Here is a 12,667-nt window from a genome sequence, read left to right as displayed (position 1 = left end):
AAATGGTGATTCAGTAACGGTGGGGCCTCAGACGCCTTTTGATTCATACGTCGTGAGCAATAGAGGTGTTCTCAATGTTAATGGCGGAAGAGTCGGTACGGTCTACGCAACGCAGTCCACAGTTAATATAGAGTCCGGGAGCGTGGAGAATGGTCTGCACCTCACCGACAGTGTGTCTAACATTCACGGCGCCGTGGTAAGCAATGATTCAGGTTTCGGTATCTCTCTGGGCGGAATCATAGATTCTGATAAACCTGGCTCCGAAGCCTCTATTTTTTCGAGCAATGTATCTGGACTGGAAGTGGGTATTGCAGTAGGTCTGTGGGGTGAACTGAATTTGGTTAACACGGAGCTGCAAGGGGCAGCGTCGCAACGTGGGAGAGGTCAAGGTATTCTTTCTTCTGGAGGAAATGTTTTTATTACCCAGCGTAGTCACGTCATGGGTGATCTGAACGGCATCAATATTACTGACGGCTCGGCTCGGGGGAGTTCGGACGGAAGTCTGATTGGAAATAAACCCTACACGGTTATCAATGACTCTATTGTTGAGGGCTTGACTGGCGCTGCTATCAGAGTCGACCAACGTGTATTGTTTGATATCGATGCCGATATCGCTGTGCAGAACCATTCCGAGTTGCTGTCCGGGAACGGGAACCTGCTGGAGGTTGCAGATAGCAGTACCGTCAACTTCAACGTCGACAACAGCACCCTCAACGGCAACCTCGTCGCTGATGACACCAGCACCTTGAACGTCACACTGCAAAATGGCGCGCAATTGAACGGTGACATCATCAATGGCAATACGCTGGCGATCGCTTCCGGTGGGCAATGGCAGATGCAGGGTGACAATGCCGTCAAGTCGCTCTCCATGCAGGGTGGCAGCGTCGGGTTCGCCGAGAACGGGTTCCATACCTTGTCGCTGAATGAGTTGTCCGGGTCGGGCACATTCGGCATGCGCGTGGACCTGGATAACGGGGTGGGTGATCTCATCAACGTCAATGGTCAGGCCAGCGGGCAATTCGGGTTGCGGGTACGTAACACCGGGGTGGAGGTGATATCGGCTGATATGCAGCCGCTCAAGGTGGTGCACACCGAAGGTGGCGATGCGCAGTTCAGCCTGCTGGGCGGGCGGGTCGATCTGGGGGCTTATTCCTATCTGCTGGAGCAGCAAGGCAATGACTGGTTCGTTGTCGGCAGGGACAAGGTCATCAGCCCTTCGACCCAGAGTGCTCTGGCGCTGTACAGCGCAGCGCCTGCCATCTGGATGAGTGAGCTTTCTACCCTGCGTTCGCGCATGGGCGAGGTTCGTGCCAGCGGCCAGGCGGGTGGCTGGATGCGTGCCTACGGCAGTCGTCTCAATGCCACGACCAGCGACGGGGTTGACTACCGGCAGAAGCAGAGCGGCCTGTCGCTGGGTGCCGATGCGCCTGTCGAGGTCAGCAACGGACGGCTGCTGGTGGGTGTACTGGGCGGTTACAGCACGTCCGATCTGGATGTGAGCCGCGGTACGACAGGTAAAGTTGCCAGTTATTACGCGGGCGCTTACGGCACCTGGTTGTCCGACGACGGTTACTACGTGGATGGCATGCTCAAGCTCAACCGCTTTCGCAACAAGGCAGATATTGCCATGAGCGATGCGAGCAAGGCCAAGGGCGACTACAGCAACACCGGTGTGGGTGGCTGGGTGGAAGCCGGTCGGCACATCAAGCTGGCGGACGACTACTTTCTCGAGCCGTTTGCCCAGTTGTCCAGCGTCGTCGTGCAGGGGCAGGAGCTGCGTCTGGACAACGGCATGAAGGCGAAGAACGCGCGAACCCGTTCGGTGCTGGGCAAGGTCGGTACTTCGCTGGGGCGCACTGTGGCGCTCAAGGACGGCGGGGTGTTGCAGCCTTACGTGCGTGTCGCCGTTGCTCAGGAATTTTCCCGCCGTAACGAGGTAAAGGCCAACGACGTGAAATTTGATAACAGCCTGTTCGGCTCGCGCGGCGAGCTGGGGGCCGGGGTATCGGTTTCGCTGTCCGAGCGCCTGAAACTGCACGCGGACGTTGATTACATGAAAGGTCAGCATATCGAGCAACCCTGGGGGGCTAATGTGGGACTACGTCTGACATTCTGATCTGTCAGGTAAAGGACTGAGCAATGCCCGGGCCCCCGGTGAGTGATCACCGGGGGTTTTTCAGTTATTTGTCTGGAAACCTGCGATTGATCAGGCGTTTGCGGCTGCGCTGCCTGGAGGTCACAGGTACCGAGTAATTGACGTTCACACGCAGCACCGGCGATGTGCCGATCAGTCGACAATCGCGGTAGAGCTCGTAATACAGGTCGATCAGGCCGTACTGAATGTGGGGCGTGAACAGGTAGGAAACACACAGCTCGCGCACCACGCTATTCTCGCCTACTCGATGGAAAAGCGTTGTGGTCGATACGTTTTTACCCCAGTAGAAATGAATGCCATCTCCCCAGCACATCTTGACGGAACCGGGAATGTGGACGGTGATACCTGCATGTGCCTGTTCATGACTGATGGCCGCAGGGTCGTTGTTGGGCAGCACAGGCGCTTTCAATGTGTCTGAAATATCGGATGGAATGTGCACAGCAATCGCCTGTCGATAGAGACTCTCGTGTAGTGGAGCTTCTTGAACAATGCTTGCGTTTTCGGGGCCGTTTTTTTCTAGTTGGGTGCGCGCAGCGACATCCGTGGACTTGTTTTTATCCATCGTGAACTCGGTTATTTACATTAAGTTGGATTGTTATATGTGTGCCGACACGGGTCGGCAGCGGAAATATTACAAAACACATAAGTGTTCAGGTCAAGTCCCTGACGAATTCAAGGTTCTCCAAAGGTTCTGAAAAGGTTGTGTCGGACTTTGCAGTTACATTTGGTTTCATGTTGGTACTAAATTATCGGTCATTAGTGTCGAAGATGCTGTAAACAAAGGGTGTTGCCTCGGGTTGGTGTGGGTTTGAGGTTTTTTCTGCCGCCTATCTTTGTAGGACCGTTACTACAGACAATTCTTACAAAGCTGGAAATTTTAAATTTTGTCTAAAGTCCTACTTGTTCGTAGGAAGATTCACTCAAACTTATCATTAGGGTCTCGCACACTTCAGTGTGCGAAACCTTCAAGGTATTGAGCGAAAAATGTAGGCGGTCGTGATTAAACCTGCATCGAGAGTGTGACAGAGCGCGCCGGCAGCGAAATATTGCCCGCACGATCGATGACCCGGTAGCTGATCGTGACACTATCGCTGTGCAGATTCAGCAGAAACTCCTTGTCGAAAATGATCGGTACCGGACGATCAGTCAGATTGTCGGAGGTGACCACGTAAGCGGGACCTTGCCGGTCGTTGCAGAAGGTCTGGATACGGTCTCCGGGCTGCATGTCTGCGTAGCCTGGGACAAGGCCTGTGAGGGTGTTGCCGAGGTTGATCTGATGGAAAATGACAGGAGCCAGCAGCGCCGCGCCTGGGGCGGTGCGGTCGATCCGAATCTCAGTAGTTGCAGAGTCTGTTCGAATATCGCCCGGAAAAGTTAACCATTGGTACCCGATTGCATAAGTGCCATCTTTAGCGAAGTGTTCAGGCTGCAGATTCATAACGAACTTCACCTCTTCAGGTGCGTCAGGATCAGAAATGATCTGAGTAACCCCGGAGCCAGCACCGTTAACCATAAGCTCAAAGCTGTCTTTTTCTTTGATTAAGCCCCGTGCGGTGAAATGGACCGAAATGCCTGATTCAAGATCGCGAACTCTGATCAGGCCATCGCTTTCTGCCACAGGTACTGAGGGTGCCTCCAATGCTGGGCTTGTGAAATTATTCATCTTGTCTCTCCAATTAATAAGTCAAGCGCCAAATAGCGCCGATCTAAAGTTTTTTTCAGGACGACACGCAATAACTAAAAAAGGTAATAAATAACTACCGCGCATCACCTGAATTTCAACTAATCGGATTGAGCGCTCTGTGTCAATGCCGACACCGGCCGTTTTACTGTCGTTTGTGGCATTAAGGAAATATCCTACATTCTCTTCGGAGCTACTTCAGGGATCTGTCAGTCCATAAAGAAAAAACACATAGAAAGCACCCAATAAAAAGCCCCGACAGATCAACTCTGTCGGGGCTCTTTAAATTGCTTGAAGTTTCAGCGATTAAATCGTTCCACAAGCGAATACTGGGAGTTGGCCGTATCGGTCAGTTCGCCACTCAGTATTGCCGAGCGACGGGCCTCGTCTGAGGTCGTGTCGGCCAGGCTGGCGATGGTCGAGATGTTGCGGTTGATCTCTTCGGCCACCGCGCTTTGTTCTTCAGTGGCGGTGGCGATCTGCGTGGTCATGTCGGTGATGTTGGCGACGGCCTCGCTGATGCCCACCAACGCCTGATCGGCTTCCAGTACCCGCGCGACACCTTCTTCAGCCTGAAGACGACCGGTGTTCATGGTCTGCACCGCGTCGTTGGCGGTCTGCTGCAGTTTGGCGATCAAACCGTGAATCTGTCCGGTGGACTCGGCGGTGCGTTGCGCCAGTTGGCGCACTTCATCTGCCACGACGGCAAACCCGCGACCCATCTCGCCAGCACGTGCGGCTTCGATGGCGGCGTTGAGGGCCAGCAGGTTGGTCTGGTCGGCGATGCCTTTGATCACATCGACCACGCCGCCGATTTCGTCGCTGTCTTTGGCCAGCCTTGTCACGGTCAGGCCGGTTTCGCCCACCGAAGTGGACAGGCGCTGAATGGCTTCGCGGGTTTCACCGGCAATGTCGCGGCCGCGACGGGTCAGTTCGTTGGCTTGTTGGGTGGCGTCAGCGGCGCGATTGACGTGGCTGGCGACTTCCTGGGTGGTGGCGGCCATCTGATTGATCGCGGCGGCGACCTGCTCGGTTTCCACGCGCTGGCGCTCCAGCCCGGTCGAGCTGGCGTTGGCCAGCGAGTTGGCCTGGCGGGCCTGATTGTTCAAATGCTCGGCGGTGTCCTGCAAGCGGGTCAGGCAGGTTTTCAGACGCGCTTGCTGGCTGAGGATCGACATCTCCAGACGCGCTTGTGGGCCACGGCTGTCGGTGTACATCTGAGCGATCAACGGGTCGGAGGTGGTCTGTTCGGCCAGTCGCAACAGGCGTTTGGTGCCGCGTTGCTGCCAGGACAGCCCCAGCAAGCCCAGCGGCACCGACAACGCTGCAGCCAGTGCGAAGCCCCACTGCGAATTGAGCCACACGCCGATCAGAAAGCTCAACTGGCTGACCATAATGAACGGCAGCCAGTCCTGAAGTATCGGCAGCCATTTATCACGGCCCGGTACGGCGCTCTTGCCGTTATTGATGCGCGTGTAAAGTGTTTCGGCCCGACGAATCTGTTCGGCGGTCGGCTTGATGCGCACCGACTCGAAACCCACGACCTGGCGGTTTTCCAGCACCGGCGTCACATAGGCGTTGACCCAGTAATGGTCGCCATTCTTGCAACGGTTCTTGACGATACCCATCCATGGCTGACCGGTCTTGAGCGTGGTCCACATATGCTCGAACACCGCTGGCGGAACGTCCGGGTGGCGCACTGTGTTGTGCGCGGCACCGAGCAGTTCTGCCTCGCTGTAACCGCTGATATCGACGAAAGCATCGTTGCAGTACGTGATGGTGCCGCGAGTGTCGGTGGTGGAGATCAGTCGCTGTTCGGCAGGAAATGTCCGCTCGCGTTGAGTGACGGGCTGGTTGTTGCGCATGGGATTTCGATCCTTCGATCCGGAAGACGATGGCGTTTTATCGGCGGGGGAGTCGATAAATTGAGCCGCGCGTCACAAATGACCGAAGAGTCATCATTACCGGGAAAGCATGGGATAGGTGAACAGCCCGAAGTGCACAAGATTCAGGCCAAAATGACTGATGACCGCAGCTGGCAAGCCACCTGAACGAAACGCGATGCCATAACCCACACCTGCCATGCTCGCCAACACCATCCACTCCCAGCCTGCGCCTGCGTGAGCGAGCCCGAACAGGCCCGCAGCGAGAGTGACCGACAGTGCGGTCGCAAACCTCGAATCCTTGAACAGGCGCTGCATACCGCCTTGCAGATACGCGCGGAAAAACAGCTCCTCGGCGAGGGTCACCAGCAACAGGTTGTTGAACAGCCATATCAGGCCTTGAGCGGGCCATTTGGGTGTCCAGCCAACAACGTTGAGAACGACGGCTGCTGTCATGCAGAACGCTGACGTGACGATCAGCGCGAGAACGCCGACTTTCAGCGAATGGGCGATGTCGACCTTCGGCATGATCCACGGGCAGGCCAGTATCAGCCAGAAGCCGATGAGCGGCTTGTCCAGATTCAGGTACATGGAAAAAATCTGGGCATCGGCACTGAATCGGGTGGCTTCGATGACTTGCGCATTATTGAAACCGGGTGCCAGATGAAAAGCCAAGGCCAGGCCCGTCACAACAAACAGCACATGGCCAAAAAAACGGATGTATTTATCAGAAGGCAACGCCACGCATAACCACGCGACGAGCAACAGGCCGATGCTTAAGGCCGCAGCGGGGGCGATACTGCCATAAGACAATGCAAGTGCATAACCAGTGCTCAGGAGAAAGAGAACCATCCAGTGTCTTGTAGTCATGAGGGACATCTTGCTTTTAGAAACGGAAGATTCTATCCAACGTTCAGCGATGCAGGTGTCAGCTTATACAAATCTTCATGCACGAGCCTGCCCCTGAGCAGGGGCAGGCATCGTGTCAGGCATTGCGTATCACGAAGCGATCAGTTGCCGCAGCACATAATGCAGAATGCCGCCGGACTTGAAGTATTCCACTTCGTTAAGCGTGTCGATGCGGCACAGCAAGTCGACCGTTTCCTTGCTGCCGTCCTCGCGGTTGATGTGCAGGGTCAGGCTCATGCCTGGTTGCACGTCGGCGTTGGTCAGGCCGGTGATTTTCAGGGTTTCCTTGCCGGTAAGGGCCAATGTCTTGCGGGTCTGACCGTTTTTGAATTGCAACGGCAGCACGCCCATGCCGACCAGATTGGAGCGGTGAATCCGCTCAAAACTTTCGGCAATGACCGCCTTCACGCCCAGCAGATTGGTGCCTTTGGCCGCCCAGTCGCGGCTCGATCCGGTGCCGTATTCCAGGCCCGCGACGATCACCAGCGGTGTACTTTCAGCCTGATAGCGCATGGCCGCGTCGTAGATCGCCAGTTTTTCGCCGGAAGGTACGTGCACCGTGTTGCCGCCTTCTTCGCCACCGAGCATTTCGTTGCGGATACGGATGTTGGCAAAGGTGCCGCGCATCATCACTTCATGGTTGCCACGGCGTGAACCGTATGAGTTGAAGTCCTGATACGCGACGCCTTTCTCTTGAAGATAGCGGCCGGCCGGGCTGTCCGCTTTGATATTGCCGGCAGGGGAGATGTGGTCGGTGGTTACCGAATCGCCCAGCAGCGCCAGAATGCGTGCGTCTTCTATATCTTCGATCACGGGCAGCGGGCCGCCGATGTCTTCGAAGAACGGCGGGTGCTGAATGTAGGTGGAGTCTTCCTGCCAGACATAAGTGGCAGCCTGCGGCACCTCGATGGCTTGCCACTGCTCGTCGCCGGCAAAGACTTCGGCGTATTCCTTGTGGAACATCCCGGTGTTCACGCTTGCGACTGCGTCGGCGATCTCCTGCTGGCTGGGCCAGATGTCGCGCAGGTAAACCGGTTTGCCGTCCGAGCTTTCGCCCAGCGGTTCACTGCTGATGTCGGTGCGCACCGAACCTGCCAGCGCGTACGCCACCACCAGGGGTGGCGAGGCCAGCCAGTTGGTCTTGACCAGCGGATGGACGCGGCCCTCGAAGTTGCGGTTACCCGACAGCACGGAGGCGACGGTCAGGTCGGACTGCTGAATGGCTTTTTCGATCGGCTCCAGCAGCGGCCCGGAGTTACCGATGCAGGTCGTGCAGCCATAGCCCACCAGATTGAAGCCCAGCGTTTCCAGATACGGTGTCAAGCCCGCTGCGTCGTAGTAATCGGTCACAACCTTGGAGCCAGGTGCCAGCGAGCTCTTCACCCAAGGTTTGCGTTGCAGGCCTTTTTCGACCGCTTTTTTCGCCACCAGGCCGGCGGCCATCATCACACTGGGGTTGGAGGTATTGGTGCAGGAGGTGATGGCCGCGATCACCACCGCGCCGTCCCTCAGAGGGTAGGTCTGGCCGTTGTATTCATACTGGGTTTCGCCACCGACCTGTGCTTCGTTGCCCACCGCGACACCGCCGCCGCCCTCGCTTTCCAGCCGGCCCTCGTCGACCTTGGCCGGCTTGACCTGCAAACCGAGAAAGTCATCAAACGCCTTGGCCACCTGTGGCAACGCCACGCGGTCTTGCGGACGTTTGGGGCCGGCGAGGCTGGCTTCCACGGTGGTCATGTCCAGTTCCAGGCTGTCGGTGAACACCGGTTCCTGACCTGCCAGACGCCACAGCCCTTGCGCCTTGCAATAGGCCTCGACCAGCTTCACGGTCTCGTCGGGGCGGCCGGACAGGCGCAGGTAATCCAGCGTCACCTCGTCGACCGGGAAGAAACCGCAGGTCGCACCATACTCAGGGGCCATGTTGGCAATGGTCGCGCGGTCGGCCAGTGGCAGATCCGCCAGACCGTCGCCATAGAATTCGACGAACTTGCCGACCACGCCTTTCTTGCGCAGCATCTGCGTCACGGTCAGCACCAGATCGGTGGCGGTAATACCTTCTTTCAATTTGCCGGTCAGTTTAAAACCGATCACTTCCGGGATCAGCATCGATACCGGCTGGCCGAGCATCGCCGCCTCGGCTTCGATCCCGCCCACGCCCCAGCCCAATACGCCAAGGCCGTTGATCATCGTGGTGTGCGAGTCAGTGCCGACCAGCGTGTCGGGGAACGCGTAGGTACGACCGTCTTGCTCTTTGGTCCAGACAGTGCGGCCCAGGTATTCCAGGTTCACCTGATGGCAAATACCGGTGCCGGGCGGCACGACGCTGAAGTTGTCGAAGGCGCTCTGGCCCCAACGCAGAAACGCATAGCGCTCGCCGTTGCGCTGCATTTCAATGTCGACGTTCTCACCGAACGCCTCGGCGTTGCCGAACTTGTCGACCATCACCGAGTGGTCGATGACCAGATCGACCGGCGACAGCGGATTGATCCGCTGCGGATCGCCACCTGCCTTGGCCACGGCAGCGCGCATGGCGGCCAGATCGACCACTGCAGGCACGCCGGTAAAGTCCTGCATCAGCACACGGGCGGGGCGGTACTGGATTTCCCGATCCGAGCGGCGCTCGGTCAGCCAGTCGGCGATGGCCTTGAGGTCGTTGCCGGTGACGGTCTTGTTGTCTTCCCAGCGCAGCAGGTTTTCCAGCAGCACCTTGAGCGACATGGGCAGCTTGTCCAGGTCGCCGAGCGAGCGGGCGGCTTCCGGCAGGCTGAAGTAGTGGTAGGTCTTGTTATCGATGTCGAGTGTTTTCAGGCTTTTCAGGCTATCGAGGGAGGGCATGAATGTCTCCTTTTGGAATGATCTCCGAGCATTGGGTCACGGGCTCCATGTGCATCAGGTCGGGAGCGCCGCATCAGGCTTCAGGTTCTGTGGACTGTCTGGCCGCGCCAGTGGTTCCTGATTCCGTTATCATGCGCGCCTTTGACGTCTGCGGGGTTACGCCCGATCAGGAGTAACCCATGAATACGCTGTTTATGCACTGCCGGCCCGGTTTTGAGGGCGAAGTCTGTTCGGAGATCGCCGACCTCGCTGCACGCCTGGACGTTTCCGGTTACGCCAAGGCGCGACCCGACACGGCCTGCGCCGAATTCATCTGCACTGAAGCGGATGGCGCCGAACGGCTGATGAACGGTCAGCGCTTCGACACGTTGATCTTCCCTCGTCAGTGGGCGCGGGGCCTGTTCCTTGATCTGCCGGAAACCGACCGCATCAGCGTGATTCTTGCGCAACTGTCGACGTTCCCGACCTGCGGCAGCCTGTGGCTGGAAGTTGTGGATACCAACGATGGCAAGGAACTGTCGAATTTCTGCAAGAAGTTCGAGGCACCCCTGCGCAAGGCCCTGACCCAGGCTGGCAAGCTGGTCGATGACCCACGCAAACCGCGCCTGCTGCTGACCTTCAAGAGCGGTCGCGAAGTGTTTCTCGGCCTGGCCGAAGCCGATAACTCGGCGATGTGGCCGATGGGCATCCCGCGCTTGAAGTTCCCCCGCGAAGCACCCAGTCGCTCCACCTTGAAGCTCGAAGAAGCGTGGCACCACTTTATCCCCAGAGATCAGTGGGACGAGCGTCTTTCGGGGGACATGACGGGTGTGGATCTGGGAGCTGCGCCCGGCGGCTGGACCTACCAACTGGTGCGCCGGGGAATGCTGGTGACCGCCATCGACAATGGCCCGATGGCCGAAAGCCTGATGGACACCGGGCTGGTGCAGCACTTGATGGCGGACGGTTTTACCTACAAGCCTCGTCACCCTGTGGACTGGATGGTCTGTGACATCGTCGAAAAACCGGCGCGCAATGCGGCCTTGCTGGAAACCTGGCTGGGCGAAGGGTTGTGCCGTGAAGCAGTGGTCAACCTCAAGCTGCCGATGAAACAGCGCTACGCTGAAGTGCGCCGCTTGCTCGACCGCATCGAAGAAGGTTTTCAGGCGCGCGGTGTGCGGGTATCGATTGGCTGCAAGCAGCTTTACCATGACCGCGAGGAAGTCACTTGCCACCTGCGCAGGCTGGATGTGGCCAAAGCGGCCCGCAAGTGAGGCAAGCTGACGCTTATCGTACCTGCTGATTTGAGCGACAATAGCCACCCGCCGCTGGAGTGCCCCATGTCTGAACCCATTGAAAGCCTCACCGTCGACGCCGTTCTGGACGCCACCGGACTGTTCTGCCCGGAACCGGTGATGATGCTGCACCAGAAAGTCCGTGATCTGCCCCCAAGTGGCCTGCTCAAGGTGATTGCGACCGATCCGTCCACGTGCCGTGACATCCCGAAATTCTGCGTCTTTCTCGGCCATGAACTGGTGGCCGAGCAGGCAGAAGAGAGCACGTTCCTGTACTGGATCCGTAAAAAGTCCGACTGACCGCCACATCGCTGCAACCGCGCTTGTTCACGACGCGCCTGTTCACGCTGTGGGCCGGCCCCTGTCCGCCAGATCTTGAGAGGCTTCCATGCGCATTGTTGCTGACGAAAACATTCCCCTGCTCGACGCCTTTTTTGCCGGTTTCGGCGAAATTCGCCGCCTGCCAGGCCGCTCCATCGACCGCGCTGCAGTAGCCGACGCCGATGTATTGCTGGTGCGTTCCGTGACGCCGGTGACCCGCGAGATGCTTGAGGGCAGCCCGGTGCGTTTCGTCGGCACCTGCACCATTGGCACTGATCATCTGGACCTGGCCTACTTTCAGGACGCCGCGATCCAGTGGTCCAGCGCACCGGGCTGCAATGCGCGCGGTGTGGTGGATTATGTACTGGGCAGCCTGCTGACCCTGGCGGAAATCGAAGGCGTCGATCTGCGCCAGCGCACCTACGGCGTGGTCGGTGCGGGGCAGGTGGGGGGGCGGCTGATTACGGTGCTCAAAGCGCTGGGCTGGAAGGTTTTGGTCTGCGACCCGCCACGCCAGTCTGCCGAAGGCGGTGACTTCGTCAGCCTTGATGAGATTCTGCAGCGCTGTGACGTGATCAGCCTGCACACGCCGTTGGACAAGAGCGGCCAGTCACCCACCTGGCACCTGCTCGACGAAGCGCGTCTGCGTCAGCTCAGGCAAGGCGCCTGGCTGATCAATGCCAGCCGTGGCGCGGTGGTGGATAACCGCGCACTGCACGATGTCATGCTTGAACGTGAAGACCTGCAAGCCGTGCTCGATGTGTGGGAAGGCGAACCGCAGGTCAACGTGGCGCTGGCTGACCTGTGCGTCATCGGCACGCCGCACATCGCGGGTTACAGTCTCGACGGCAGGCAGCGCGGCACTGCGCAGATCTATCAGGCACTGTGCGCCTTTCTCGATCAGCCGGCGGCGATCAGCCTCGCTGACCTGCTGCCAACCCCTTGGCTGGCGCAAGTCAGCCTCGACGCTGCCACTGACCCGCAGTGGGCCTTGAACATGCTGTGCCGCGGCGTATACGACCCGCGCCGTGACGATGCGGATTTCCGTCGCAGCCTGACCGGCGACACCGCCAGCCAGCGACTGGCCTTCGATGCGCTGCGCAAACATTACCCGCCCCGTCGGGAAATCGAAGGGCTGAAGGTTCACCTGGAAGGCGAGTCCGACACGCTGACGCAACTGATCCGGGCGCTGGGTGCGGTGCGGGTTTAGGCTCTGTACGAAAAGTCGGCGAGCGAAGGTCAGGCAAAGCAAAAACAGGCGAGGAACGGCCGGGGTCGCGCCCGACTCTACGGGTTGTAAATGAGCATTCCGAGCCTGTTTTTAACGCAGCATCACCGAGCGCAGCCACTTTTCGTACAGAGCCTAAGACTTTGCCTGGCATAAAAAACCCGACCTGGAGGTCGGGTTTCAAGATGAGGTGTCGCTCGGTATTATTTTTCCGGGGTGACCCAGTTCTTGTCGCATTCCTGGCAGGCAGCCTGAACCATTTCTTCGGTGATCAGGACTTCTTGCCCGTGCTGGTCGAGAATTGCACCGCCAACCGGCAGATTGGGCGTGGCTCGAACGACTTGAACTTCGTTGCTGCGCTCTTGCAGGCTCATGGTGTAT

10 protein-coding genes are annotated in these 12,667 nt (G+C 58.2%); 4 read left to right on the top strand and 6 right to left on the bottom strand.

Going from position 1 to position 12,667, the window contains the following annotated elements; translation table 11 throughout:
* Nucleotides 1–238: 238 nt before the first annotated feature.
* Nucleotides 239–2,116: an autotransporter outer membrane beta-barrel domain-containing protein gene (locus QRN38_RS23535; protein WP_057418967.1), complete on the top strand. Its 1,878-nt coding sequence runs from the start codon at nt 239–241 to the stop codon at nt 2,114–2,116.
* Between the two features lie 64 nt (nt 2,117–2,180).
* Here the strand turns inward: QRN38_RS23535 and QRN38_RS23530 are convergent, their stop codons facing one another.
* The 5 genes from QRN38_RS23530 to acnA form a co-directional block, all read right to left on the bottom strand.
* Nucleotides 2,181–2,717: a hypothetical protein gene (locus QRN38_RS23530; protein WP_005766927.1), complete on the bottom strand. Its 537-nt coding sequence runs from the start codon at nt 2,715–2,717 to the stop codon at nt 2,181–2,183.
* Between the two features lie 438 nt (nt 2,718–3,155).
* Entirely contained in the window at nt 3,156–3,818 is a 663-nt protein-coding gene (locus QRN38_RS23525) for a hypothetical protein (RefSeq protein ID WP_005766925.1), read from the bottom strand.
* Between the two features lie 317 nt (nt 3,819–4,135).
* Nucleotides 4,136–5,701, bottom strand: coding sequence for a methyl-accepting chemotaxis protein (locus QRN38_RS23520; protein WP_007244337.1), 1,566 nt, complete (start codon nt 5,699–5,701; stop codon nt 4,136–4,138).
* A 96-nt stretch (nt 5,702–5,797) separates the two neighbouring features.
* Nucleotides 5,798–6,589 carry a CPBP family intramembrane glutamic endopeptidase gene (locus QRN38_RS23515; RefSeq protein ID WP_057418962.1) on the bottom strand — a complete coding sequence of 264 codons (792 nt, stop codon included), beginning with the start codon at nt 6,587–6,589 and terminating at the stop codon, nt 5,798–5,800.
* Between the two features lie 129 nt (nt 6,590–6,718).
* A complete protein-coding gene (gene acnA, locus QRN38_RS23510) occupies nt 6,719–9,463 on the bottom strand; it encodes an aconitate hydratase AcnA (RefSeq protein WP_057418963.1) in 2,745 nt (914 codons plus the stop codon).
* A gap of 179 nt (nt 9,464–9,642) precedes the next feature.
* Here acnA and rlmM point away from each other — a divergent pair, with 179 nt between their 5' ends.
* The 3 genes from rlmM to pdxB all read left to right on the top strand — a co-directional run bounded on the left by rlmM (nt 9,643) and on the right by pdxB (nt 12,268).
* On the top strand, nt 9,643–10,716 hold the full coding sequence (gene rlmM, locus QRN38_RS23505; protein ID WP_011103806.1) for a 23S rRNA (cytidine(2498)-2'-O)-methyltransferase RlmM: 1,074 nt from the start codon (nt 9,643–9,645) through the stop codon (nt 10,714–10,716).
* Between the two features lie 66 nt (nt 10,717–10,782).
* Entirely contained in the window at nt 10,783–11,037 is a 255-nt protein-coding gene (gene tusA, locus QRN38_RS23500; protein ID WP_005766916.1) for a sulfurtransferase TusA, read from the top strand.
* Between the two features lie 88 nt (nt 11,038–11,125).
* The gene (gene pdxB / locus QRN38_RS23495) at nt 11,126–12,268 is read left to right on the top strand and encodes a 4-phosphoerythronate dehydrogenase PdxB (RefSeq protein ID WP_044390109.1); all 1,143 of its coding nucleotides are present in this window, start codon (nt 11,126–11,128) and stop codon (nt 12,266–12,268) included.
* A 221-nt stretch (nt 12,269–12,489) separates the two neighbouring features.
* Here pdxB and QRN38_RS23490 read toward each other — a convergent pair whose 3' ends face one another.
* A complete protein-coding gene (locus QRN38_RS23490) occupies nt 12,490–12,660 on the bottom strand; it encodes a PA1571 family protein (protein WP_003378668.1) in 171 nt (56 codons plus the stop codon).
* Nucleotides 12,661–12,667: the final 7 nt, after the last annotated feature.

Origin of the sequence: Pseudomonas sp. CFBP2511 (assembly GCF_030209255.1) — a bacterium.
GTDB lineage: Bacteria > Pseudomonadota > Gammaproteobacteria > Pseudomonadales > Pseudomonadaceae > Aquipseudomonas > Aquipseudomonas avellanae.
This window is presented reverse-complemented; position numbering and strand designations above follow the sequence as displayed.

Excerpts from the sequence above, each read along its gene's own strand:
- QRN38_RS23515 (WP_057418962.1), bottom strand. The coding sequence starts at position 6,589 with ATGACTACAAGACACTGGATGGTTCTCTTTCTCCTGAGCACTGGTTAT.
- pdxB (WP_044390109.1), top strand. The coding sequence starts at position 11,126 with ATGCGCATTGTTGCTGACGAAAACATTCCCCTGCTCGACGCCTTTTTT.
- QRN38_RS23525 (WP_005766925.1), bottom strand. The coding sequence starts at position 3,818 with ATGAATAATTTCACAAGCCCAGCATTGGAGGCACCCTCAGTACCTGTG.
- QRN38_RS23530 (WP_005766927.1), bottom strand. The coding sequence starts at position 2,717 with ATGGATAAAAACAAGTCCACGGATGTCGCTGCGCGCACCCAACTAGAA.
- acnA (WP_057418963.1), bottom strand. The coding sequence starts at position 9,463 with ATGCCCTCCCTCGATAGCCTGAAAAGCCTGAAAACACTCGACATCGAT.
- QRN38_RS23490 (WP_003378668.1), bottom strand. The coding sequence starts at position 12,660 with ATGAGCCTGCAAGAGCGCAGCAACGAAGTTCAAGTCGTTCGAGCCACG.
- QRN38_RS23520 (WP_007244337.1), bottom strand. The coding sequence starts at position 5,701 with ATGCGCAACAACCAGCCCGTCACTCAACGCGAGCGGACATTTCCTGCC.
- tusA (WP_005766916.1), top strand. The coding sequence starts at position 10,783 with ATGTCTGAACCCATTGAAAGCCTCACCGTCGACGCCGTTCTGGACGCC.
- rlmM (WP_011103806.1), top strand. The coding sequence starts at position 9,643 with ATGAATACGCTGTTTATGCACTGCCGGCCCGGTTTTGAGGGCGAAGTC.